This window comes from Streptomyces catenulae (assembly GCF_000718015.1).
Lineage (GTDB): Bacteria > Actinomycetota > Actinomycetes > Streptomycetales > Streptomycetaceae > Streptomyces > Streptomyces catenulae.
The window spans coordinates 132,324-153,385 of the sequence record NZ_JODY01000030.1; the positions used below are offsets into that span (position 1 = coordinate 132,324).

The following is a 21,062-nucleotide window of genomic DNA, read 5'->3' on the forward strand; positions in this document are numbered from 1 at the left end:
GATCGTTCCCCCGCTGTTCGGTCCCCCGCTTACGCTCCCCCGTTCTCCGTCCTCGTTACCGTGTTTCGCGGCCGGGCACCGGCGCGGGTGTCGCGCCGGGCGACACCCGCGTGGTCTGCGCGCGCCCGTCCGCGCGGTCCGAGCCTCCCGCACCGCGGGGACGGACGGAAGGGTACGGTCCGCTGCGGCGCGTCCGGGTGGCGAGGTCAGGCCGTTCCGGGGGCGCGGGTGAGGCGGGCGTGGAGGCTGCGGGCCGAGGCGTCGGTGAGCGCGGCGATCTGGTCGATGACGACGCGCATCCGGGCGGTGTCGTCCGTGGCTTCGTCGAAAAGTGACCGGAACTGCGGGTCGAGGCCGTCGGGCGCGCGGCGCAGCAGGGCCTCGGCGAGTTCGGTGAGGACGATGCGCTGGTCGGCGCGGAGCGCCTCCTGGTCGGGGCGCTGCATGACGTAGCGGTCGGCGACGGCCTTGAGGACGGCGCACTCCAGCCGGGTCTCCTCCGGGACGACCAGCGAGGCGCCGTACCGGGTGAGGCGGCCGGTGCCGTACGCGGCGCGGGTGGCGGTCTCGGCGGCGGTGCAGAAGCGGCCGATGAGCTGGCTGGTGGCGTCCTTCAGGCGCGCCTGGGCGAGGGCGGAGCCGTCGTAGCCGTGCGGCCACCACTCCTGGTCGAGGAGGCGGTCGAGGGCGGCGGCCAGTTCGGCGGGGTCGGCGCCGGGGGCGTAGCGGAGGGCGGCGACGGTGAAGATCTCGGCGCGTTCGGCGTCGGCGAGGAGGAGGTTGGGGTCGAGGTGACCGGCGTGCAGCCCGTCCTCGACGTCGTGGACGGAGTAGGCGACGTCGTCGGACCAGTCCATGACCTGCGCCTCGAAGCTGCGGGCGGCGGCCGGGGCGCCCTGCCGGAACCAGGCGAAGACCGGCAGGTCGTCCGCGTAGACGCCGAACTTGGGCGAGGCGGGGTCGGTGGGGTGGCCGCCGCGGGGCCAGGGGTACTTGGTGGCGGCGTCCAGGGCGGCGCGGGTGAGGTTGAGGCCGACGCTGACGGGGGTGCCGTCGGCGGTGGTGCGGAAGCGCTTGGGCTCCAGGCGGGCGAGGAGGCGGAGCGACTGGGCGTTGCCCTCGAAGCCGCCGCACCCCTCCGCGACCTCGTTGAGCGCCTGCTCGCCGTTGTGGCCGAAGGGCGGGTGGCCGAGGTCGTGGGCGAGACAGGCGGTCTCGACGAGGTCGGGGTCGCAGCCGAGGGCGGCGCCCAGCTCGCGGCCGACCTGGGCGCACTCCAGGGAGTGGGTGAGGCGGGTGCGGGGGCTGGCGTCCCAGAGGTGGGTGCGGGTGCCAGGCGTGACGACCTGCGTCTTCCCGGCGAGGCGGCGCAGGGCGGCGGAGTGCAGGACCCGCGCCCGGTCGCGCTGGAAGGCGGTGCGGCCGGGGCGTTTGTCCGGCTCGGGGACCCAGCGTTCGGTGTCCGCGGGGGCGTAGCCGGTGGTGGCGGACGGCGCGCGGTCGTCCGGGTGCGCCCCGGTGGTGCCCTCGTGCCCGGTGCCGTTACGGCCGGTGTGTGCAGGATTGCCCGTCATACCGCGACGGTAACCGCCCCGGCGGAGCCGTGTGCGGAACCGTCGCCTCCGGCGGCATTCCGGCCGGTGGCGGAGGTGCCGTGGCCGGGGGCGGCGGGGCCCGCGGCGGTGAGCGCGGTGTCGTAGCGGTGCAGCAGGAGGCGGGCCAGGGCCGGGTGGTCGCCCAAGGGGGCGGCGGCGGTGTCCGGGGCGTCGGCGGCGCACCGGGTGGCGAACCGTCCCGGTGCGGCGAAGCATCCGGCGACGGCGATCCGGCGGTGTCCCCGGGCGGCGAGGTCGCGGACCGCCGCGGTGACGGTGGGCGCGGCGGCGGAGGCGTACCCGGGGACGACCGGGAGGCCGCCGAGCCGGGCCGACAGGAGTGCGGCGACGGCCTCGGTGTCGGCGGCGGAGCGCGGGGCGCGGGATCCGGCGGCGGCGAGGACGACGGCGGTGTGGGCGGGGCGTCCGGGTGCGGCGTACCGGGTGAACCCGGCTTCGGTGAGGCGGCCGTGGAGCGCCTCGGCGAGCAGCGGGTGCGGGCCCAGGGGCGCGGCGATCCGGCCGTCCAGGTGCGGGGCGGCGGCGAGGGCGGCGGGCAGGTCGTGGGTGACGTGGTGGCCGTGGCCGAAGAGGAGCGGGACGAGGACGGCGCCGCCGTGCAGCCCGGCGAGGGTGTCGGCGAGCAGCGGCCGGTCGAGCCCGAGGTGGCCCAGGCGGACCGGCAGCCCGGGGCGGAGCGCCCGTACCCGCGCCAGCAGCGCGCGGACGGCGGGCCGGGCGCGCGGGTCGCGGCTGCCGTGGGCGACGGCGACGAGCGCGGGCCCGCCCCGGCCCGGCCACCCGCCGTCGGGGCCGCCCGGTCCGCCCGTCCCGTAGGGGGTCGGGCCGGGCGGGCGGAGCGGGGTGCGGGAGCGGGACGCCGTCATGGGGCGAGGGTGCCGAGCGGGCGTTTCCGGGGTGTTTCCCGGTGGGGAACGCGCGGTAACCGGGAGCGCCCCGGGCCGGGAGGGGGCGTGAGAGGGGCGGGGCCGGGCCCCGCCCCCGGGGCCGCTACCCCTGGTGCGCGTCGACCTCCCGGAGGTACTTCTCCCGGGTCGCCTCGTCCAGGAAGGCGGCGCGGAAGGAGTTGCGGGCCAGGGTGCGCAGGGTCGCGTCGTCCAGGTGGAGGGCGTCGCGGACGGCGGTGAAGTTGTCGTCCGCGTAGCCGCCGAAGTAGGCCGGGTCGTCGGAGTTGACGGTCACCAGCAGCCCGGCGTCGAGCATGGCGGGCAGCGGGTGGTCGGCGAGGTCGTCGATGACGCGCAGCCGGACGTTGGAGAGCGGGCAGACCGTCAGCGGCAGCTGCTCGGCGGCGAGACGGGCCACCAGCCGCTCGTCCTCCATGCTGCGCACCCCGTGGTCGATACGGTCCACGCCGAGGATGTCCAGCGCCTCCCAGACGTAGGCGGGCGGGCCCTCCTCACCGGCGTGCGCGACGCACTTGAGTCCGGCCTCCCGGGCCAGCGCGTAGACCTCGCGGAACTTCGACGGCGGGTGGCCGACCTCGGCGGAGTCGAGGCCGACGGCGGTGATCCGGTCGAGGTGCGGGCGGGCCGCCTCGAAGGTGGCGAGGGCCGATTCGGCGCTCTCGTCGCGCAGGAAGCACATGATCAGGCGGGTGGTGATGCCGTGGCGCTCCGGGGCGGCGTCGAGCGCGCGGGCCAGGCCGTTGATCACGGTGGCGAGGGGGACGCCGCGGGCGGTGTGGGCCTGCGGGTCGAAGAAGATCTCGGCGTGCCGGACGCCCTGCGCGCGGGCTCGGGTGAGGTAGGCGTCGGCGAGGTCGTGGAAGTCGTCCTCGGTGCGCAGGACGGCCATCAGCGCGTAGTAGAGGTTCAGGAACGACTGGAGGTCGCTGAAGGAGTAGGCGCTGCGCAGCTCGTCGCGGGTGGCGTACGGCAGGGTGACGCCGTTCCGCTCGGCGAGGGTGAAGGCCAGCTCGGGCTCCAGGGTGCCCTCGATGTGCAGATGGAGTTCGGCCTTGGGGAGCGGGGCGGGGGCGGCGGGCGGGGAGGAGGGCACGGTCACACCTGTTCTGCGGTACGGATCGGTGGTCGGGTGGTGGATTCGCCCAGGTTAGCCGCGGTGCGGGGAGGGGCGGGCGGTGGGCCGTGGTCCCGGGGCGGGCGCTGCAACCGTGCCGGGGCGGGGCGCGTCGCTGCCGGTGACGGCGGGCCGGGGTCCGGCCCCGGGGAGCGGAGGAGCGGGGATGCGGGGGATGACGGGACGGACGTGGTGGCGGTGGCCGCGGACCCGGCGGGCGCAGCGGCGGTACTACCAGGTCGGGGTGGCGCTGACCGTCCTGGCGCTGGCCCCGGCGACCTGGCTGAACGTCTCGGCGGGGCCGCGGGTGCGGGCGCTCGACGAGGTGCCGCGCGCCCCCGTGGCGGTGGTGTTCGGGGCGGGCCTGTGGGACGGCGAACCGTCGCCCTATCTGGCGGACCGGCTGGACGCGGCCGTCCGGCTCTACCGGCGCGGCACCGTCCGGGCGGTCCTGGTGACCGGCGACCACGGGCGGACCGACTACGACGAGCCGGACGCGATGCGCCGCTATCTGGTGCGGCACGGCGTCCCGGGGCGGCGGATCGTCGGGGACCACGCCGGGTTCGACACCTGGGACTCGTGCAGCCGGGCGCGCCGGATCTTCGGCGTCCGGCGGGCCGTACTGGTGAGCCAGGGCTTCCACATCCGGCGGGCGCTGGCGCTCTGCGGCGCCGCCGGGATCGACGCGTACGGCGTGGGCGTGGCCGCCCCGCACGAGGTGACCTGGGTGTACGGCGGTGTGAGGGAGATCGCCGCGGCGGGCAAGGCGGCGGCCGATGCGGCGCTGCGGCCCGATCCGCGGTTCCTGGGGCCGCACGAGCCGGGGCTGGCCGCGGCGGTGAAGTAGCCGCCGGGGCGGGCCCGGAGCGCCCCGGGGCACGCGGCCGGTTGTACGGCGCATGCCCCGGGGCCGTGGGGTCAGCCGCTGATGGCCCGCAGGTAGAGGCCGAGGATCTCGGCGCCGTAGTAGGGGCTGTAGGAGGTGCGGTCGGCGTGGGGGCCGTCGGGGCCACCGCCGTTGAGGCCACCGATGTTGCCGATGACCCGGCCGGTCTTGGTGCGCTCGTCGAAGTGGGTCAGCCAGGGGCTGCCCGAGGTGCCGCCGTGGAACCCGTTGCACTCCATCCGCAGCTGGCGGTACCCGTCGAGCCGCTTGGTGCCGGTCTCGCAGCGGATCGCCCGGTCCTTGGGGTCGTGGCGGACGCTCGGGTAGCCGATGACGGTGACGTCGTTGGTGTAACCGGGGGTCGGGGTGAGGGTGTTGCCCCCGGTGAGCGACTCGATGGCGCGGCCACGCCGGTCGGGGGCGACGGTGGCGAACGCGAAGTCCAGGTCGGAGGCGGCGCCGGTGGTGCCGTGCCCGGGGTACAGGAACGACTTGGTGATCGCCCACACCCCGTACGGCTGGGTGGCCGCCCCGGAGCGGTACTTGGGGACGAACGCGGCGCGCTTGCCGGGGTTGCAGTGTCCGGCGGTGAGCAGCAGGTTGCGGCGCGGGCTGGTGACGACGCTCGCGGTGCAGTAGTGGGCGTGGGCGTCCTTGTCGACGGAGAAGAGGACGCCGACGGAGGGGATGCCGCCGATGTACCGGGCGGTGGGCACGGACGCCGTGGCCGGTCCGGCGGCCGAGGTCATCGCCGTCGGGCCGTCGGGCGCGTCGCCGTGGGGCAGCGCCGCGGCCATCTTGGCGGGCGTCCAGAAGTCGGCCGCCGCCTCGGCCGTCCAGGAGGCGGCGGCGGAGGTGATGCTGATCCTGGGCCGGTGGCCGTCGCCGGTGGCGGACGGGGCGGGGGTGGCGGCCCCCAGGGCGCCGGGTGCCGCGTGGCTCCGGGGGCGGTCGTCGGGGGCAACTCCGGCCTGGCTGACGGTGGCGGTGGCCAGCCAGGCGGTCAGGCCGAGACCGGCGCCGAGCGCGACCGCCACGGCCTTCCCGCGGTGCTTCCTGCCGTGTCGTCGCATATCAGCGGGTCTCCTCAGCGATCCAGTTCAGATAGTCCGCCGCGCCGCGCACCACGGGCGTCGCGATGATCTCGGGGGTGTCGTAGTCGTGCGCCGCCCGGAGGTGGGCCTCCAGCGCGTCGTAGCGGTCCTCGGTGGTCTTGAAGAGCACCTGCACCTCGCGGCTGGTCTCCACCGCGCCCGCCCAGTGGTAGACGGACGTCACCGGGGCGCTGACCTGCGCGCACGCCGCCACCCGCGCCTCGATCGCCCCGCGCGCCAGCTGCTGCGCCTTCGCCTCGTCGTCGGTGGTCGTCAGCACGGTCAGACAGCGGGCCGGCCCCTCGGCGGGCGCCGGGGTCTCGTACGGGTCGGTCACGGGTGCGCACCTCTGCGGGTCGGCGGGCCGGGATGGTTCCCGGTCGGAACGGTTCATGGCGGGACGATTCCCGGACGCGGAGGCCCAGTTGATCTCCGCACGGCATGGTACGGACGCGTGCGATCACCGGGGAACGGAACGGGGGCACGGGGCGGGGCGCGCGGCCGTGTGTCCGCGCCCCCGCCGTCGCGGGCGGGCGCGGGGCGCGCGGGCCCGGCGCGGGCGCGGGCGGGAGCCGACTGGGAGCGCGGGCGGTCGGGCCGGGCGCCGGGGCGCGTACGGCCGGGCCGGGCGCCGGGCGCGGGTGGCCCTTCCGGGGCGCCCCGTAGGGGGCCGGTCGTGGCCGCCCGACCGGTCCGTCCGCGCCGCCCCCAGGCCCGGCTTGCGCACCGCGTACCAGCGGCCACGATGGAAGGGGAGGGACGGCACACGGCCCGCCCCGTGGGCCGTGGCACGGTCCGGTGCATCCGGCGGGCCGCACGACCGGCCCGGCCCGGTGGCGGGCGGCGGCGGAAAGGGCAGGGCACGGCATGGACAGCGACGTCAACGACCTCAGGGCCCTCGTCCGCGACCGGCTCGACGACGCCCGCGCCTCGACGCACGGCCGCAGCGCCCATCTCTTCCTGCACGACGGGCCGCTGCGGCAGACCGTGATCGCGCTGGTGGCCGGCGGCGCGCTGGAGGAGCACAACGCGCCGCCCGCGGCCAGCCTGGAGGTGCTGCACGGCCGGGTCCGGCTGACCGCCCCGGGCGGCAACCGCGAACTGGTCGCCGGGCAGATCGTCCGGATCCCCCAGGAACGCCATGCGCTGCACGCCGTCGAGGACTCCGCGGTGCTGCTCACCGCCGTCACCGCCGTACCGGAGACGCCCCGTCCCGCCCCGGCGGGCTCGGCGACGGCCCAGGGGTGACGCGCCGGGTGTGACCACCGGGGCGCGGTGGCTCAGGCCCCGTACCACTGGTCGTACGCCAGCTTGCACAGGAGGGCGACGACCACGACCACCAGGACGACGCGGACGAATCCGGCGCCCCGCTTGAGCGCCATCCGGGCGCCCAGCATGCCGCCGGTGAGGTTGAAAAGGGCGAGGACCGCGCCGAGTTGCCACAGGACGGCGCCCTGGAGAGCGAAGACGGTGAGGGCGCCCACGTTGGTGCAGACGTTGACGATCTTGGCGGTGGCGGAGGCGGCCACCAGGTCCATACGGAGCACCGCGGAGAGCGCGACGATCAGGAACGCGCCGGTGCCGGGCCCGATCAGCCCGTCGTAGAAGCCGATGCCGAGGCCCGCCACGAGGATCGCCGCCGCCATCCGGCGCCGGGTGACCGGTCCGGACGGGGCGGGCGCGGTGCCGAAGGACGGGCGGAGGAGGACGAAGGCGAGGACGGCGAGCAGGATCACCATGATCAGCGGGCGGAGCACCGCGCTGTTGATCCCGGCGGCGAAGAAGGCGCCGCCGAGCGATCCGGCGAGGGCGGCGAGCCCGATCCGCAGCGCCGTCCGCAGGTCGACGGGGGTCTTACGGGCGTAGGTCACCGCGGCGGCGGTGGTGCCGACGACGGCGGCGGACTTGTTGGTGGCCAGCACCTGGACGACGGGCGTGTGCGGCAGTCCGACCAGCAGCGCGGGGAGCAGCAGCAGTCCGCCGCCGCCCACGACGGCGTCGATCCAGCCCGCGGCGAGCGCCGCCAGGCAGAGCAGGGACAGGACGGTGAGGGATATGTCAGCGGGCACCGGGTGATCCTACGAACGGGCGCCCCGGCCGCCCGCGTTGCCGGTCCCCGGCCCCGGCAGGCCCCGGAGGGGCGCCCTCACATCCGTACGGCCCGCCCGCTGAGTGCAGCGTTCCGTCCGGGAAACAGGCAGGACCCCTGCGGGTAACAGCGGCGACGGACGCTGAACGCCACCCGTTCCGCCGCTGCCCGACGCCCCGTCGGCCCCGCGCCGTCGTCCACGTCCCGTTCCCCGTTCCCCGTTCCCCGTTTCCCGTTTCCCGTACCCCGCTCCCCCGTGATGGAGGCACCGTTATGGCCGCAGCCACCGCCCGTCCCGCCGCCGCAGCGCCCCCGGCGCACCGCCCGACCCTCGTGCTCATCGGGCACGGCATGGTCGGCCAGCGGTTCCTGGAGGAGTTGGCGGAGCGGGGCGTCACCGGGCGGACCCGGGTCGTGGTGCTGGCCGAGGAGCCCCGCCCGGCGTACGACCGCGTCCAGCTGACCTCGTACTTCGCCGGTCGCAGCGCCGAGGACCTCACCCTGACCGACCCGGAGTTCCTCGCCCGGCACGGCGTCGAACTGCACCTGGACGACCCGGCGACCGCCGTGGACCGCCGGGCCCGCACCGTCACCACCCGCTCCGGCCGCACCGTCCGCTACGACACCCTGGTGCTGGCCACCGGCTCGTACCCGTTCGTGCCGCCGGTCCCCGGGCGGGACAGCGCCGGGTGCTTCGTCTACCGCACCGTCGAGGACCTGCTCGCCATCGAGGCGCATGCGGCCGGTGCGCGTACCGGTGCGGTGATCGGCGGCGGGCTGCTGGGCCTGGAGGCGGCGGGTGCGCTCAAGGGGCTCGGACTCCGCACCCACATCGTGGAGTTCGGGCCCCGGCTGATGTCCCTCCAGGTGGACGAGGGCGGCGGGCGGGCGCTGCGCCGCACCGTGGAGGGGCAGGGGCTGCACGTCCACACCGGGGTCGCCGGGAAGGAGATCGTCGCCGACGCGTCCGGGGCGGTCGGCGCGCTGGAGCTGTCGGACGGCAGCCGGATACCGGCGGACCTCGTGGTGTTCTCGGCGGGCGTACGGCCGCGCGACCAACTGGCGCGCGACTGCGGGCTGTCCGTGGGCGAGCGCGGCGGGATCGTCGTCGACGCCCGCTGCCGCACCGACGACCCGGCGGTCTACGCGATCGGCGAGTGCGCGCGGACCGTCGACGGCCTGGTGTACGGCCTGGTGGCGCCCGGGTACGAGATGGCCCGCACCGCGGCGGCGGCGATAGCCGGGCGGGAGGCGCCGGAGTTCACCGGGGCGGACCGGTCCACCAAGCTGAAGCTCCTCGGGGTGGACGTGGCGTCGTTCGGCGACGCGCTCGGCACCACGGAGGGCAGCCTGGACGTCGTCTACGCGGACGCCCGCGCCGGGATCTACAAGAAGCTGGTGGTGGGCGCGGACGGGGAGCTGCTGGGCGGGGTGCTGGTCGGCGACGCCGAGGCGTACGGCACGCTGCGCCCGCTGACCGGGTCGGTGCCCCCGGTGGCGCCCGAGGAACTGGTGGTGCCCGCCGGGACGGGCGCCGCGACACTCGGCCCGGGGGCGCTGCCCGACGACGCGGTGCTGTGCAGCTGCCACAACGTCACCAAGGGCACCGTCCGCGCGGCGGTCACCACGCACGGCTGCACCTCCGTCCCCGAGGTGAAGGCATGCACCAAGGCCGGTACCGGGTGCGGCAGTTGTGTGCGGACCCTGACCGCCGTCGTCCACGACGAGCTGGCCGCGACCGGCACCGTCGTCGACCCCGGGCTCTGCGACTGCTTCCCGCACACCCGCGCGGAGCTGTACGAGATCGTCCGCACGCTGCGGCTGCCGTCGTACGCCGCGCTGCTGGAGTCCCACGGGCGGCCGCAGGCGCGGGGCGGTGAGGGGTGCGAGGTCTGCAAGCCGGTGATCGGCTCGGTCATCGCGTCGCTGGCGCCCTCGGTCGGCGCCGACGGGTACGTCCTCGACGGCGAGCAGGCGGCGCTCCAGGACACCAACGACCACCATCTGGCCAACCTCCAGCGCAACGGCTCGTACTCGGTCGTGCCGCGGATCCCCGGCGGCGAGATCACCCCGGAGAAGCTGATCGTCATCGGGGAGGTGGCCCGCGAGTTCGGGCTCTACACGAAGATCACCGGCGGGCAGCGGATCGATCTGCTGGGCGCCCGCGTCGAGCAGCTGCCGCGGATCTGGGCGCGGCTGGTGGCCGCCGGATTCGAGTCGGGGCACGCGTACGGCAAGGCGCTGCGGACGGTGAAGTCCTGCGTGGGGCGGACCTGGTGCCGCTACGGCGTGCAGGACTCCGTACGGATGGCGATCGCGCTGGAGCTGCGCTACCGGGGGCTGCGGGCGCCGCACAAGCTGAAATCGGCGGTCTCCGGGTGCGCCCGCGAGTGCGCGGAGGCGCGCGGCAAGGACTTCGGCGTCATCGCCACCGCGAGCGGCTGGAACCTCTACGTGGGCGGCAACGGCGGCGCCACCCCCCGCCACGCCGACCTGCTGGCGCAGGACCTGTCCGACGCCGAACTGGTGCGGCTGATCGACCGGTTCCTGATGTTCTACATCCGCACCGCCGACCGGCTGGAGCGCACCGCGGCGTGGCTGGAGCGGATCGAGGGCGGGCTCGACCACGTACGGGACGTGGTGGTGCACGACTCCCTGGGGCTCTGCGCCGAGCTGGAGTCCCTGATGGCGGCGCATGTCGCGCACTACCAGGACGAGTGGGCGCTCACCCTCGCCGACCCGGAGCGGCTGGCCCGCTTCGCCTCCTTCGTCAACGCGCCGGGCGTGCCGGACCCGTCGGTCCGCTTCGTCGCCGAACGCGACCAGATCAAGCCCGACCTGCCCCTGTTGACCGGCCCCGACCTGCCCGTACGCACCCTGGAAGGGATGTTCACCCGATGACCTCCACGGATCCCGCCACCACGGACACGCTGACCGCCCCGGACCCGGCGACCGCCGCGTTACCCGGGCCGGGCACGGGGTGCGCCCCCGGCGCGCGGCCCGTCCCGGGCGCCGGGGGCGCCGTCGTCGAGCTGCACGGGCCCGGCGGCTGGTTCCCGGTCTGCGCGCTCACGGCGCTCACCCCCGGGCGCGGGGTCGCCGCACTGCTGCCCGACGGCGGGCAGGCGGCGCTCTTCCGCGACCGGACGGGCACGGTGTACGCGATCGGCAACCGCGACCCGTTCACCGGCGCGCAGGTCCTCTCGCGCGGGCTGACCGGCTCGGCGGCGGGCCGCCCGTACGTCGCCTCGCCCCTGCTCAAGCAGCGCTTCGACCTGGCGGGCGGGGCCTGTCTGGACGACCCGGAGGTGGCGGTGCCGGTGTACCCGGTGCGGGTCCGGGAGGCGTAGCGGCGCCCGGGGCGGGTCCGGTGGCACGGCCGCGCCGCCTCTTCGCGCTGCGCGTCCCCGGGGCGCGTGCCACGCTGGCAGGGCGCGATCGAACGGACGCACCCGCACCGTCGGGAGGACGCCTCGCATGGACACGGACGACCCCGCGGACACGGGGGCCACGGACCGGGACCGCATCGAGCGGGAGATCACCGTCGCGGCGCCCGTGGAGCGCGTCTGGGCGGTGCTCACCGAGCCGGAACACGTCGGCTCCTGGTTCGGCCAGGGCACACCGACCCCGGTCGATCTGCGGCCCGGCGGCGTGATGCACCTCGACCACGGGCCCTACGGGCGGTTCCCCGTCGTCTTCGTCACCGTCGAACCGCCGCACCGCCTCTCCTACCGCTGGGCGAGCGGCCACCCCGGCGAGACGGCGACCGAGGACAACTCCACCCTGGTGGAGTTCACCCTCGCGCCCGAGGGCGGGGGCACCCGGCTGCGGGTCACCGAGTCCGGGTTCGCCGCCCTGCCCGCCCCGGGGAGCGCGGGCGCCACGTACGAGAGCCATGCGGAGGGCTGGAGCGGGCAGGTCGAGAACATCCGGCGCTACACGGAGCGGCTCACGGCCTGACGTGCGGCGGGCCCCACGGGCGGACACCGCGGGGCCCCCGTACGGGGCCACCGCACGGCGGCGGGGAGCCCCGGTCCGCGCCGGTCGTCCCGGTCCTCCCGCCCGAAGCGCCCCGAGCGCCCCGGGAACGCCCCCTGCGCCCGTCCGGCCCCGTGCGCCCCGGGCGTACGCTGATGCGCGTCCCCGACGGAGGAGGCGCCGTGCCCCGGTGGAACCCCAGCCACATCCCCGACCAGACGGGCCGCTGCGCCGTCGTCACGGGTGCCAACAGCGGCATCGGCTTCGCCACCGCGCGCGAACTCGCCCGCCACGGCGCCCGGGTGGTGCTGGCCTGCCGCAACGTGGCGCGCGGCGAGGCGGCCCTCGCCGAGCTGCGGCGCGAGGTGCCCGCCGCCGAGGCGGAGTTCCGCCGCCTGGACCTGGCCGATCTCGCCTCCGTACGCGACTTCGCCGCCGGGCTCGACAGCTTCGACGCCGTCCGGCTCGATCTGCTCGTCAACAACGCGGGCGTGATGGCGCTGCCCCGCGGCACCACCGCCGACGGCTTCGAGCGGCAGTTCGGCGTCAACCACCTGGGCCACTTCGCCCTCACCGGGCTGCTGCTCCCCCGGCTGCTGGCCACCCCCGGGGCCCGCGTCGTCACCGTCTCCAGCTTTCTCCACGCCCTCGGCGGCATCGCCCCGGACGACCTCAACGCCCTGCTCTCCTACGGGCGTTGGCGGGCCTACGCGCGCTCCAAGAGCGCCAACCTCCTCTTCGTCCACGAACTGGCGCGGCGGCTGGCGGCGATCGGCTCCCCGGTGGTCGCGGCAGCCGCCCACCCCGGGTACGCCGCCACCAACCTGCAGACCACGGCGCCCCGGATGGAGGGCCGCCGGTCCGCGGAGCGCCTGATGGAGCTGGGCAACCGCCTCATCGGGCAGAGCCCGGAGGGCGGCGCGCTGCCCGTGCTGTGCGCCGCCACCGCCCCGCACATGAAGCCGGACACCTTCGTCGGCCCCCGCGCCCTGCTCCGCGGCGCCCCGGCCCCCTCCCCCCGCGCCCCGTGGGCCCGCGACGACGCAGCCGCCGTCCGGCTCTGGGAGGCGTCGGAGGAACTGACCGGTGTGCACTACGACTTCACGGCGGGCGGCGGCCGGAGGACGGCCTGAGCCCGGCCCGTACCGCCCCGGGGACGGCCACCGGCGCGTCCGGGAAACCGACCGGCGCGCGGATGCCCGGCGCGCGCCCCCACGGTAGAGTGACGGCGCATTCGCAGTGGACGAGACGAGGAGGTGGGACCCATCACCGCTGTACCCGGTGGGTGCTCTCACCCCGACACCGCGCGGTTCACCAGGCAGAGGTGACCGGAGAGCGCCCTTTTCGGCACTCCGAGAGGCCCTCATGCCCGCGCGTCACCCCGCTGTCCCCTCCTCCGATCCCTCCGCACCGCCCGCCTCCCCCGGTCTCGTCGCGCGGCTGCGCGCCGCCGGGTGCGTCTTCGCCGAGGACGAGGCGGAGCTGCTCCTCGCCGCCGCCCGCACCCCCGCCGAACTCGCCGCCCTGGCCGGGCGCCGGATGGCCGGGCTGCCCCTCGAACACGTCCTGGGCTGGGCCGGTTTCTGCGGCCACCGGATGCACGTCGGACCGGGCGTCTTCGTCCCCCGGCGGCGCAGCGAGTTCCTCGTCCACGAAGCCGCCCGGCACACCCGCCCCGGCGCCGTCGTCGTCGATCTGTGCTGCGGTTCGGGCGCGCTGGGCGCGGCGCTCGCCGCCTGCGCCGGGCCCGTCGAGCTGCACGCCGCCGACATCGATCCGGCGGCGGTGCGCTGCGCCCGCGCCAACGTCGCCGCGGCGGGCGGCCACGTCCACGAGGGCGATCTCTTCGCCGCGCTCCCCGAGGAGCTGCGCGGCCGCATCGACGTGCTGCTGGCAAATGTCCCGTACGTACCGACGCAGGAGGTGGGGCTGCTGCCGCCGGAGGCGCGGGACCATGAGCCGCGGGTGGCGCTGGACGGCGGCGCCGACGGTCTCGACGTGCTGCGCCGGGTCGCCGGGGCGGCCGCGCGGTGGCTCGCGCCCGGCGGTGTGGTGCTGAGCGAGACCAGCGAACGCCAGGCCCCGGCGGCGCTCCGCGCCCTGACCGGCGGCGGACTCCACGCCCGCGCCGAACGCTGCGCGGAACGGGCCGCCACCGTCGTCCTCGGCACCCGGCCCGCCGACGTTCCGTAACGGCCGCCGTCCCCGGGGCGCGACGAGGCGCGCGGCCTCCCCCGCCGCGCCCCCGAAGCGCACTCCGGGGCGCCCCGGACGGGCCGTCACCTCCCGGTGCGCCGGGGGGAATAGTGCGGTAGCCCTGCGGTTGTCACACCCGTACGGCACAGTGGTCGGGCACCACGCGGTGATCGCCGATCACCGTCGGCAGGCGACGGCAGCGGACGCAGGGGGCGAGGCCATGACGGACACCGGCACGGGCATCGGCAGACGGGGGTTGCTGGCCGCCACCGGAGGGCTCGCGCTCACCGGCCTGCTGGCCGCCTGCGGCTCCAACACCGGCCGGGGCGGCGGCGGTTCGGGCCCCGGGATCAGCCAGTGGTACCACCAGTACGGCGAACCGGGCGTCGAACGGGCCGTCAAGCGGTACGCCGACTCGTACAAGAAGGCGCGCGTCACCGTGCAGTGGCGGCCCGGTGACTACGACCGGCAGACCGCCGCGGCGCTGCTGACCGACTCGGGCCCGGACGTCTTCGAGGTCAACGGCCCGACGCTGGACCAGATCCGCGGCGGTCAGGTCGTCGATCTGACCGCCGAGATCGAGCCGGTCAAGGACGACTTCAACCAGGCGGTGCTGGCCCCCAAGATCTGGCAGGACCGGATCTGGGGCATCTCGCAGACCGTCGACACCCAGGTGCTCTACTACCGCAAGAGCCTCCTGAAGGACGCCGGGGTCGAGCCGCCGCGCACCCTGGACGCGCTGGTGGACGCCGCACGGAAGCTGACGACGGCGCAGACCAAGGGCCTGTTCCTGGGGAACGACGGCGGCGCGGGCGTCCTCGGCGGCACCCCGCTCTTCGCCGCCGGTCTCGGCCTGGTCACCGAGGACGGCAAGGTCGGCTTCGACGACCCGGCGGCCGCCCGCACCCTCGGCAAGATCCGCCGCCTGTACGCCGACAAGTCGCTGTTGCTGGGCGCGCCCACGGACTGGTCCGACCCGGCGGCGTTCCTCCAGGAGCTGACCGCGATGCAGTGGTCGGGCCTGTGGGCGCTGCCGCAGATCCAGCAGACCTTCGGCGACGACTTCGGCGTCCTGCCGTTCCCGGCGGACGGCCCGCACGGCACACCCGCCGTCCCGGTCGGCGCCTACGCCTCGGCGGTCAGCGCGCGCAGCCCCCGCAAGGCGGAGGCCAAGGCGTTCGCATCCTGGCTGTGGATCGAACGCACCGACCTCCAGCAGGACTTCGCGCTCTCGTACGGCTTCCACATCCCGGCCCGGACGTCGCTGGCGAAGAAGGCGGCGCGGCTGCGGACCGGCGCCGCCGCGGACGCCGTGCGGTACGCCACCGACCACGGTTACGCCGAACCGCTGCGCTGGACGACCGCGTCCCGCACCGCCTACCAGGACGCGCTGAGCCGCGTCATCAAGGACGGCGCCGACCCGGAGAGCGAACTGCGGACCGTGGTGCGCAAGGTCGACGCCGAGCTGGCCCGGGTCAGGAAGAGGTGACCGCGCCGACGGCGGAGGCGCTCCCGGACGGGCAGGGGGCGCGCGGCGCCGCCGAGCGCCGACGGCGCACGCCCGGTGCGGGGTTCTTCGGCCCGCAGCGCCGCTCCCTGTGGTTCTGGATCTTCGTCGGCCCGTTCGCGCTGGGCCTGGCGCTGTTCACGTACGTCCCGCTGGCCTGGAGCGTCTACCTCAGCTTCTTCGACGCGCACAACACCGTCACCCCGACCGACTTCGTGGGCCTGGGCAACTACACCTCGATGCTCACGGACGGCGCGTTCCTCTCCAGCCTGGGCACCTTCGCGCTGTTCACCCTCTTCATCGTCCCCGCGACGTACGCGCTGTCGCTGGCGCTGGCGGTGATGGTCAACCGGCTGCGCGTCGCCCAGGCGTTCTTCCGGTCGGTGTTCTTCCTGCCGACGGCGTGCAGCTATGTGGTGGCGGCGCTGATCTGGAAGCTGTCGCTCTTCAGCGGGGTGCGCTTCGGGCTGGCCAACACCGTGCTGGGATGGTTCGGCGCGGACCAGACGGCATGGCTGTCGACCACCCATCCGCCCTGGTACTGGCTGGTCATCGTGACCGTCCGGCTCTGGCTCCAGGCCGGCTTCTACATGATCCTCTTCCTCGCCGGGCTCCAGCGGATCTCCCCGCAGCTCTACGAGGCGGCGGCGGTGGACGGCGCCCGGCCCGGCTGGCAGACGTTCCGCCACATCACCTTCCCGCAACTGCGCGCCACCTCCGTGGCGGTGGTGCTGCTGCTGGTGATCAACGCGTTCCAGGCGTTCGACGAGTTCTACAACCTGCTCAGCGACGCCCGCGGCTATCCGCCGTACGCCCGGCCGCCGCTGGTCTACCTCTACTACACGGCTCTCGGGCGGGAGCAGAACCTCGGGCTGGGCAGCGCGGGCGCGGTGATCCTCGCGCTGATCATCGCGGTGGCGACGGTCGTCCAGGCCCGCTGGCTCGGCCTCGGCCGCAAGGAGGACTGACCGCCGATGCACCACGCCTGGATCCGGGTGGGCCGCGCGCTGCGGGCGGCGCTGCTGTGCGCCCTGGCGCTGCTCTTCCTCGTCCCCTTCTACCTGCTGGTCCGCAACGGTCTGGCCACCGAGGCGGACATCACCGCACCGGACTGGACGTTCTTCCCGCGCCATGTGCAGTGGTCCAACCTCACCGAGGTCTTCACCGACCCGAGCCTCCCGCTGGGCCACGCGCTGCTCAACTCCACACTGATCGCGCTCTCCACGACGCTCGGCACGGTGCTGCTGGCCTCCCTCGCCGGGTACGGACTGGCCCGTATCCCGTACCGCGGCGCGGGCGTCGTCTTCTCCGCGATCCTCGGCACGCTGATGGTCCCGGCGGCCGTCACCTTCGTGCCGAGCTTCGTGCTGGTCTCGTCGCTGGGCTGGATCTCCACGCTGCGCGGTCTGGTGATCCCGACGCTGTTCAGCGCGTTCGCCTGCTTCATCTTCCGGCAGTACTTCCTCGGCTTCCCGCGGGAGTTGGAGGACGCGGCGCGGGTCGACGGCCTCGGGTACTGGCGGACGTACTGGCGCATCGTCGTCCCCAACTCCCGTCCGGTGTTCGCCGCCGTCTCCACCATCGTCTTCATCGGCGCCTGGAACGCCTTCCTGTGGCCGCTGGTCATCGGGCAGGACCAGGAGGCGTGGACGGTCCAGGTCGCGCTGTCGACGTTCACCACCGCGCAGAACCTCAACCTCCACGAACTCTTCGTCGCCGCCGCGGTCTCCATCGCCCCGCTGGTCGTGGTCTTCCTGCTGCTCCAGCGGTACATCGTGGCGGGGGTGGAACGCTCGGGCATCGACGACTGAGCACCGCCCCGGGGCGCCGGTCAGAGGCCCCGGGCCGGGCCGCGTCCCCGGACGCCGTCCCGCCGCCCTTCCCCACTTCGCTCCGGCCGTCCCGCATCGTTCCGGGACGGCCGGGGTACGCTGCCCGGCATGTGCCCGCAGCCGATCGCCCGTGAGCCGCGCCCCCGCGGCCGTCACGGCGGCTGCGCGCCCCGCGGCCTGAGCTTCCTGCGCCGCCGCGGCCGGGTGGGCTCGCCCCCCGGCATCCGCTGTACGGCCTGATCCCGGCTGCCGTACGCCGGGCGGGCCCCGCGCCGCGCCCTGATCCGCCGCCTTCCGCGCGGCCGTCGAAGCCTCCGGCGCGTGCCCGCCGTACCGCGCCCCGCCACATCCGCTTCCGTTTCCGCTCCTCCAGGAGGTCCCGTTGACGGCCATCGCCGATTCCGTCCGTCCCACCCCCGCCCTGCGCCCGCACCGCATCCCCGCCGACGGGCTGTACGAGGGCACACGCGTCCTGCGCCGCACCCCCGACGACTGGCAGGACCGGCCCTACGACCTCTTCGACGTCCACCCGCTGGGCCGCACCCTCGGCGCCGAGATCCACGGGCTCGACCTGTCCCGCCCGCTGAGCCCCGCCCTGCGCGCCCAGCTCAACCGGGCGCTGCTCGAATGGAAGGTGCTGTTCTTCCGGGACCAGCAGCTGACCGCCGCCGCGCAGCGCGCGTTCGCCGCCCACTGGGGCGAGTTGGAGACCAATCCGCTGCTGGCGTCCGGCGACGCCACGGATGTGGTGCGCTTCGACAAGTCGGCCGACGCCGTCCCGACGTTCGAGAACGTCTGGCACACCGATGTCACCTTCCGCGCCCGCCCCGCCATGGGCGCGGTGCTGCAACTGCGGGAGGTGCCCCCGTCGGGCGGCGACACCCTGTGGGCGGACATGGCCGCCGCGTACGACAACCTTCCGGCGGAGATCAAGGAGCGCATCGAGGGCGCCCGCGCCGTCCACGACTACCTCCCGGGCTTCGCCCGCTTCTACACCCCGGAACAACTCGCCCCGTTCCAGGAGGTGTTCCCGCCGGTGGAGCACCCGGTGGTGCGCCGCCACCCCGAGACCGGCCGCCGGATGCTCTTCGTCAACGCCTCCTTCACCACCCGCATCACCGGCTTCCCCGAGGAGGAGAGCGACCGGGTGCTGCGGCTGCTCTTCCAGCAGGCCCATGTGCCGGAGTTCCAGGTGCGGTTCGACTGGCGCCCCGGCGACATCGCCTTCTGGGACAACCGCGCCACCCAGCACTACGCGGTCGCCGACTACGCCCCGCACCGCCGCGTCGCCGAACGCGTCGCCATCGCGGGCGACCGGCCGTACTGAAACCGGGACGACCACGGACCCGCCGCCGCACCGGCCGACTCCGGGCGGCGCGCGCTACGTTGACCGTCCCCGCAGCACACCGTACGAGGAGCAGCCATGACGGACCCCGGCGCGCCGCCCGGCGGCCCCGCCCCGCCTCCGCCGCCGCCCCCGCTTCCGCCGCGGGCGCGGACCACGGGCGGCCCGGTGCCGCGGAGCGCGGACGAGGCGCTGGAGATCGGCCGGAACCACTTCCCGCCGGTCGGCGCGCCCGGGGGTCCCAGCGGTCTGTTCGTCCACGAATTCGCCGAGGGCTACCTCGTCCACGCGGGCTGGCCGCCGCCGGAGGACCCGGGCGCCTGTCCGGCACAGCCCGGCGGTAGCCATGTCGTCATCGCCAAGCAAACGGGCGAACTCACCTTCCTGCCCCACTTCCCACCCCCGGAAGCCGTCGCGCTGTATCGCCGCCTCCGCGCCCGTCGCCCCGGCTGAAGCGAAAAGCGAATCCGGAGAAGAGAACTCCGGCACAAGCCCTTCGGAGGGCCGGACGGTCGCCCCTCCGAAGGGGTTCCGCGGCGCCCCTGGCTCCTACGAATTCCCCGGAGCCGCCCGCGGGGCGTGTCGGCTGCGGCACCCCGGTGGATCGCCCCCCGGGATTCGAAGGCGCCGCACGGGAATTCGGGGGTGCGGGATCCCCCGGGACACCGGATCACACCGACCGCACAGGACCGCGCCGGACCGCACAGGACCTCTCCGGGCCACTCCGGACTGCACCGAAGCAGGAGGTAGTCACCCATGTCACCCCACCCCGACGCCCCGCCGACCACCCCCGAGGACGCGCTCGCCCTCGTCCGCCGCCGTTATGCGGAGCCCCGGCTGCCGGACGGTACGGCGGTCCCGTTGGCGGTGCGGGAATTCGACATCGGCTATCTCGTCCACCCGGTTTTTCCGCGGACCGCGCGGACCGACGCCGCGGGAAATCCGCTTCCCGCGCCGCCCGGCGGGGCGCAGATCATCGTGTCCAAGGCGACCGGGGAATCCGTCACCGTCCCCCACCTTCCCGCCGAGAGCGTCATCGCCCGCTACCGGGAACGGCACGGATAACTCCCGTAGGGAAATGCCGTTCCGAGAAATTCCGGCGAAATACGGAGGAGACCGCATTCCCCCGCTGCCCGGCTCACCCCGTCTCGCCCTCACCCTGCTGACCGCCGCGGAGGAGGGCCGCGCCCAGCGGGGTCAGGGTGTGCAGCACCGCGTTGCCGCGGCGGAGGGTGAAGAGGAGTCCGGCCTCGCGGAGCACCGTGGCGTGCTGGCTGGCGGAGGCGAGGGAGACGTCGGCGCGGCGGGCCAGCTCGGTGGTGGTGCAACCGGCGCCGATGCCGCGGAGGATCGCGGAGCGGGTGGCCCCGACGAGGCGCCCCAGGGAGCGGCCGGGCGCCGGTACGGCGGTGACGCGCGGGACGGGATGGTCGACGGGGTAGACCAGCACCGGCGTGAGGTCCGGGTTGTGGAAGGTGACCGGCGTGCGGCGGCAGAAGTAGGACGGCATCAGGAGGAGACCGCGGCCCCCCAGATGGAGATCGCGGTCCACGGGGTACTCGACCTCCAGCACCGGGGCGCGCCAGCGGAGCGTCGAGGGGAGGGTGGCGAGCAGCCGGTCGGCGCCGCCGTCGAGCAGGGCCCGGCCCCGCGCGGCGCGGTCGGCCTCTATCCGGGCCTGGAGCCGCGGCCAGTAGGGGGCAACGGCCGCCGCGTGGTACCGCTGGAGGACGCCGACGAGGTGGCCGAGCTGACGGGAGTCGCCGTCGGCCATGGCCCGTATCCAGGTGGGCAGGGTCCGGGTGCGGGCGAGCCCGGCGAGTTCGGTGTGGACGCGGGCGGGCGGGGTCTCGCGGAGCGCGGACAGGGCGGCGTCGACGCCGAGTTGCCCCTCGGGCGGGGTGAGGAAATCCGGGAAATAGCCGCGGGTGGGCACCAGCGGCGCCAGCAGCCGCGTTTCGCCGTTCAACTTTTCCCGGGTTTCCACACGCCATTTCCCGAAGGCCAGGCCGTCCCGCCGGTCACGGAGTCGGTGAAAACTTAAAATGGTTTCCCACAGCGCATCGGGACGCGCCGCTATCCGCACGCGGGCCAGATCGGGTCCACTGAAATGGACGCGTAACACCGAACCCCACCCCTGGTTACCTCCGACGACCCCGGCCCACGCCTGAGTATGCACGCCGATACGTGCGGTCACCATGGCCTTTTGGCCAGAGTTGAAAAGGGTCGCGCACAGGGGTGGACACGAGGAATGCTGTACTCAATTCAACGCCGATGTACGCGGCCGGATTGCTCGATCCCGTGGGGGGTGACGGGCAAGGAACCAGCCGCGCCACATTGCGTTGAAAGCCGCCCCCACGCCGACATGGGAGGCGGCGGCTCCCGAGGGGGGAGTTCGGAAAAAGGCGAGGGCGGCACCTCCGCACGGGTGCCGCCCTTGTCCGCACGGCCCGCGCCGACGCCGCGCCGCCGGGCCCCATCGCCGCCGTGCCCGTTT

Annotated in this window: 20 protein-coding genes; 13 read left to right on the plus strand and 7 right to left on the minus strand. The window is 75.1% G+C overall.

The window, feature by feature from the left end; translation table 11 throughout:
• Positions 1–206: 206 nt before the first annotated feature.
• The 3 genes from IF23_RS0123570 to IF23_RS0123580 all read right to left on the minus strand — a co-directional run bounded on the left by IF23_RS0123570 (position 207) and on the right by IF23_RS0123580 (position 3,617).
• Complete coding sequence (locus IF23_RS0123570; RefSeq protein ID WP_051739838.1) at positions 207–1,574, minus strand: deoxyguanosinetriphosphate triphosphohydrolase; 1,368 nt, start codon at positions 1,572–1,574, stop codon at positions 207–209.
• Positions 1,571–2,482: a sirohydrochlorin chelatase gene (locus tag IF23_RS0123575; RefSeq protein WP_078654198.1), complete on the minus strand. Its 912-nt coding sequence runs from the start codon at positions 2,480–2,482 to the stop codon at positions 1,571–1,573. The genes IF23_RS0123570 and IF23_RS0123575 overlap by 4 nt, the downstream gene beginning before the upstream one ends.
• Before the next feature lie 124 nt (positions 2,483–2,606).
• Positions 2,607–3,617, minus strand: coding sequence for an adenosine deaminase (locus tag IF23_RS0123580; protein WP_030286861.1), 1,011 nt, complete (start codon positions 3,615–3,617; stop codon positions 2,607–2,609).
• A gap of 187 nt (positions 3,618–3,804) precedes the next feature.
• On the opposite strand from IF23_RS0123580, the gene IF23_RS0123585 reads away from it, so the two are divergent.
• Positions 3,805–4,485, plus strand: a complete 681-nt coding sequence (locus IF23_RS0123585; RefSeq protein WP_030286863.1) for a SanA/YdcF family protein — start codon at positions 3,805–3,807, stop codon at positions 4,483–4,485.
• Positions 4,486–4,556: 71 nt separating this feature from the next.
• On the opposite strand, the gene IF23_RS0123590 is transcribed toward IF23_RS0123585, so the two are convergent.
• Positions 4,557–5,597 carry a trypsin-like serine peptidase gene (locus tag IF23_RS0123590; protein WP_107127003.1) on the minus strand — a complete coding sequence of 347 codons (1,041 nt, stop codon included), beginning with the start codon at positions 5,595–5,597 and terminating at the stop codon, positions 4,557–4,559.
• 1 nt (position 5,598) lies between these two features.
• Positions 5,599–5,955, minus strand: a complete 357-nt coding sequence (gene cutA / locus IF23_RS0123595) for a divalent-cation tolerance protein CutA (RefSeq protein ID WP_051739839.1) — start codon at positions 5,953–5,955, stop codon at positions 5,599–5,601.
• A 530-nt stretch (positions 5,956–6,485) separates the two neighbouring features.
• Between cutA and IF23_RS0123600 the strand changes: the two genes are divergently transcribed.
• Positions 6,486–6,866, plus strand: a complete 381-nt coding sequence (locus IF23_RS0123600) for a cupin domain-containing protein (RefSeq protein ID WP_030286869.1) — start codon at positions 6,486–6,488, stop codon at positions 6,864–6,866.
• 32 nt (positions 6,867–6,898) lie between these two features.
• Here the strand turns inward: IF23_RS0123600 and IF23_RS0123605 are convergent, their stop codons facing one another.
• Positions 6,899–7,687 (minus strand): sulfite exporter TauE/SafE family protein, encoded by a 789-nt coding sequence (locus IF23_RS0123605; RefSeq protein ID WP_030286872.1) that lies wholly within the window; start codon positions 7,685–7,687, stop codon positions 6,899–6,901.
• 293 nt (positions 7,688–7,980) lie between these two features.
• On the opposite strand from IF23_RS0123605, the gene nirB reads away from it, so the two are divergent.
• The 11 genes from nirB to IF23_RS0123660 all read left to right on the plus strand — a co-directional run bounded on the left by nirB (position 7,981) and on the right by IF23_RS0123660 (position 19,630).
• Entirely contained in the window at positions 7,981–10,608 is a 2,628-nt protein-coding gene (gene nirB, locus IF23_RS0123610) for a nitrite reductase large subunit NirB (protein ID WP_030286874.1), read from the plus strand.
• Positions 10,605–11,057, plus strand: a complete 453-nt coding sequence (gene nirD, locus IF23_RS0123615) for a nitrite reductase small subunit NirD (protein WP_078654201.1) — start codon at positions 10,605–10,607, stop codon at positions 11,055–11,057. The genes nirB and nirD overlap by 4 nt, the downstream gene beginning before the upstream one ends.
• A 127-nt stretch (positions 11,058–11,184) precedes the next feature.
• Positions 11,185–11,667 (plus strand): SRPBCC family protein, encoded by a 483-nt coding sequence (locus tag IF23_RS0123620; RefSeq protein WP_051739840.1) that lies wholly within the window; start codon positions 11,185–11,187, stop codon positions 11,665–11,667.
• A gap of 173 nt (positions 11,668–11,840) precedes the next feature.
• Entirely contained in the window at positions 11,841–12,818 is a 978-nt protein-coding gene (locus tag IF23_RS0123625) for an oxidoreductase (protein ID WP_051739846.1), read from the plus strand.
• A 232-nt stretch (positions 12,819–13,050) separates the two neighbouring features.
• Positions 13,051–13,878, plus strand: coding sequence for a putative protein N(5)-glutamine methyltransferase (locus IF23_RS0123630; protein WP_030286881.1), 828 nt, complete (start codon positions 13,051–13,053; stop codon positions 13,876–13,878).
• Between the two features lie 223 nt (positions 13,879–14,101).
• A complete protein-coding gene (locus IF23_RS0123635) occupies positions 14,102–15,370 on the plus strand; it encodes an ABC transporter substrate-binding protein (protein WP_030286883.1) in 1,269 nt (422 codons plus the stop codon).
• A gap of 107 nt (positions 15,371–15,477) precedes the next feature.
• Complete coding sequence (locus IF23_RS0123640) at positions 15,478–16,356, plus strand: carbohydrate ABC transporter permease (protein ID WP_030286884.1); 879 nt, start codon at positions 15,478–15,480, stop codon at positions 16,354–16,356.
• 6 nt (positions 16,357–16,362) lie between these two features.
• Complete coding sequence (locus tag IF23_RS0123645; protein ID WP_030286885.1) at positions 16,363–17,199, plus strand: carbohydrate ABC transporter permease; 837 nt, start codon at positions 16,363–16,365, stop codon at positions 17,197–17,199.
• A gap of 403 nt (positions 17,200–17,602) precedes the next feature.
• Complete coding sequence (locus IF23_RS0123650; RefSeq protein ID WP_030286887.1) at positions 17,603–18,547, plus strand: TauD/TfdA dioxygenase family protein; 945 nt, start codon at positions 17,603–17,605, stop codon at positions 18,545–18,547.
• Positions 18,548–18,643: 96 nt separating this feature from the next.
• Positions 18,644–19,018 (plus strand): hypothetical protein, encoded by a 375-nt coding sequence (locus IF23_RS31580; RefSeq protein WP_030286888.1) that lies wholly within the window; start codon positions 18,644–18,646, stop codon positions 19,016–19,018.
• A 303-nt stretch (positions 19,019–19,321) separates the two neighbouring features.
• Positions 19,322–19,630, plus strand: coding sequence for a hypothetical protein (locus IF23_RS0123660; protein ID WP_030286891.1), 309 nt, complete (start codon positions 19,322–19,324; stop codon positions 19,628–19,630).
• A gap of 73 nt (positions 19,631–19,703) precedes the next feature.
• Here IF23_RS0123660 and IF23_RS0123665 read toward each other — a convergent pair whose 3' ends face one another.
• Positions 19,704–20,534 carry an ArsR/SmtB family transcription factor gene (locus tag IF23_RS0123665; protein WP_030286893.1) on the minus strand — a complete coding sequence of 277 codons (831 nt, stop codon included), beginning with the start codon at positions 20,532–20,534 and terminating at the stop codon, positions 19,704–19,706.
• Between the last annotated feature and the right edge of the window lie 528 nt (positions 20,535–21,062).

Bases quoted from the DNA above. Each gene is read 5' to 3' on its own strand.
- IF23_RS0123570 (WP_051739838.1), bottom strand. From the start codon at position 1,574: ATGACGGGCAATCCTGCACACACCGGCCGTAACGGCACCGGGCACGAG.
- IF23_RS0123575 (WP_078654198.1), bottom strand. From the start codon at position 2,482: ATGACGGCGTCCCGCTCCCGCACCCCGCTCCGCCCGCCCGGCCCGACC.
- IF23_RS0123585 (WP_030286863.1), top strand. From the start codon at position 3,805: ATGCGGGGGATGACGGGACGGACGTGGTGGCGGTGGCCGCGGACCCGG.
- IF23_RS0123590 (WP_107127003.1), bottom strand. From the start codon at position 5,597: ATGCGACGACACGGCAGGAAGCACCGCGGGAAGGCCGTGGCGGTCGCG.
- IF23_RS0123600 (WP_030286869.1), top strand. From the start codon at position 6,486: ATGGACAGCGACGTCAACGACCTCAGGGCCCTCGTCCGCGACCGGCTC.
- nirB (WP_030286874.1), top strand. From the start codon at position 7,981: ATGGCCGCAGCCACCGCCCGTCCCGCCGCCGCAGCGCCCCCGGCGCAC.
- nirD (WP_078654201.1), top strand. From the start codon at position 10,605: ATGACCTCCACGGATCCCGCCACCACGGACACGCTGACCGCCCCGGAC.
- IF23_RS0123620 (WP_051739840.1), top strand. From the start codon at position 11,185: ATGGACACGGACGACCCCGCGGACACGGGGGCCACGGACCGGGACCGC.
- IF23_RS0123625 (WP_051739846.1), top strand. From the start codon at position 11,841: ATGCGCGTCCCCGACGGAGGAGGCGCCGTGCCCCGGTGGAACCCCAGC.
- IF23_RS0123630 (WP_030286881.1), top strand. From the start codon at position 13,051: ATGCCCGCGCGTCACCCCGCTGTCCCCTCCTCCGATCCCTCCGCACCG.
- IF23_RS0123635 (WP_030286883.1), top strand. From the start codon at position 14,102: ATGACGGACACCGGCACGGGCATCGGCAGACGGGGGTTGCTGGCCGCC.
- IF23_RS0123645 (WP_030286885.1), top strand. From the start codon at position 16,363: ATGCACCACGCCTGGATCCGGGTGGGCCGCGCGCTGCGGGCGGCGCTG.
- IF23_RS31580 (WP_030286888.1), top strand. From the start codon at position 18,644: ATGACGGACCCCGGCGCGCCGCCCGGCGGCCCCGCCCCGCCTCCGCCG.
- IF23_RS0123660 (WP_030286891.1), top strand. From the start codon at position 19,322: ATGTCACCCCACCCCGACGCCCCGCCGACCACCCCCGAGGACGCGCTC.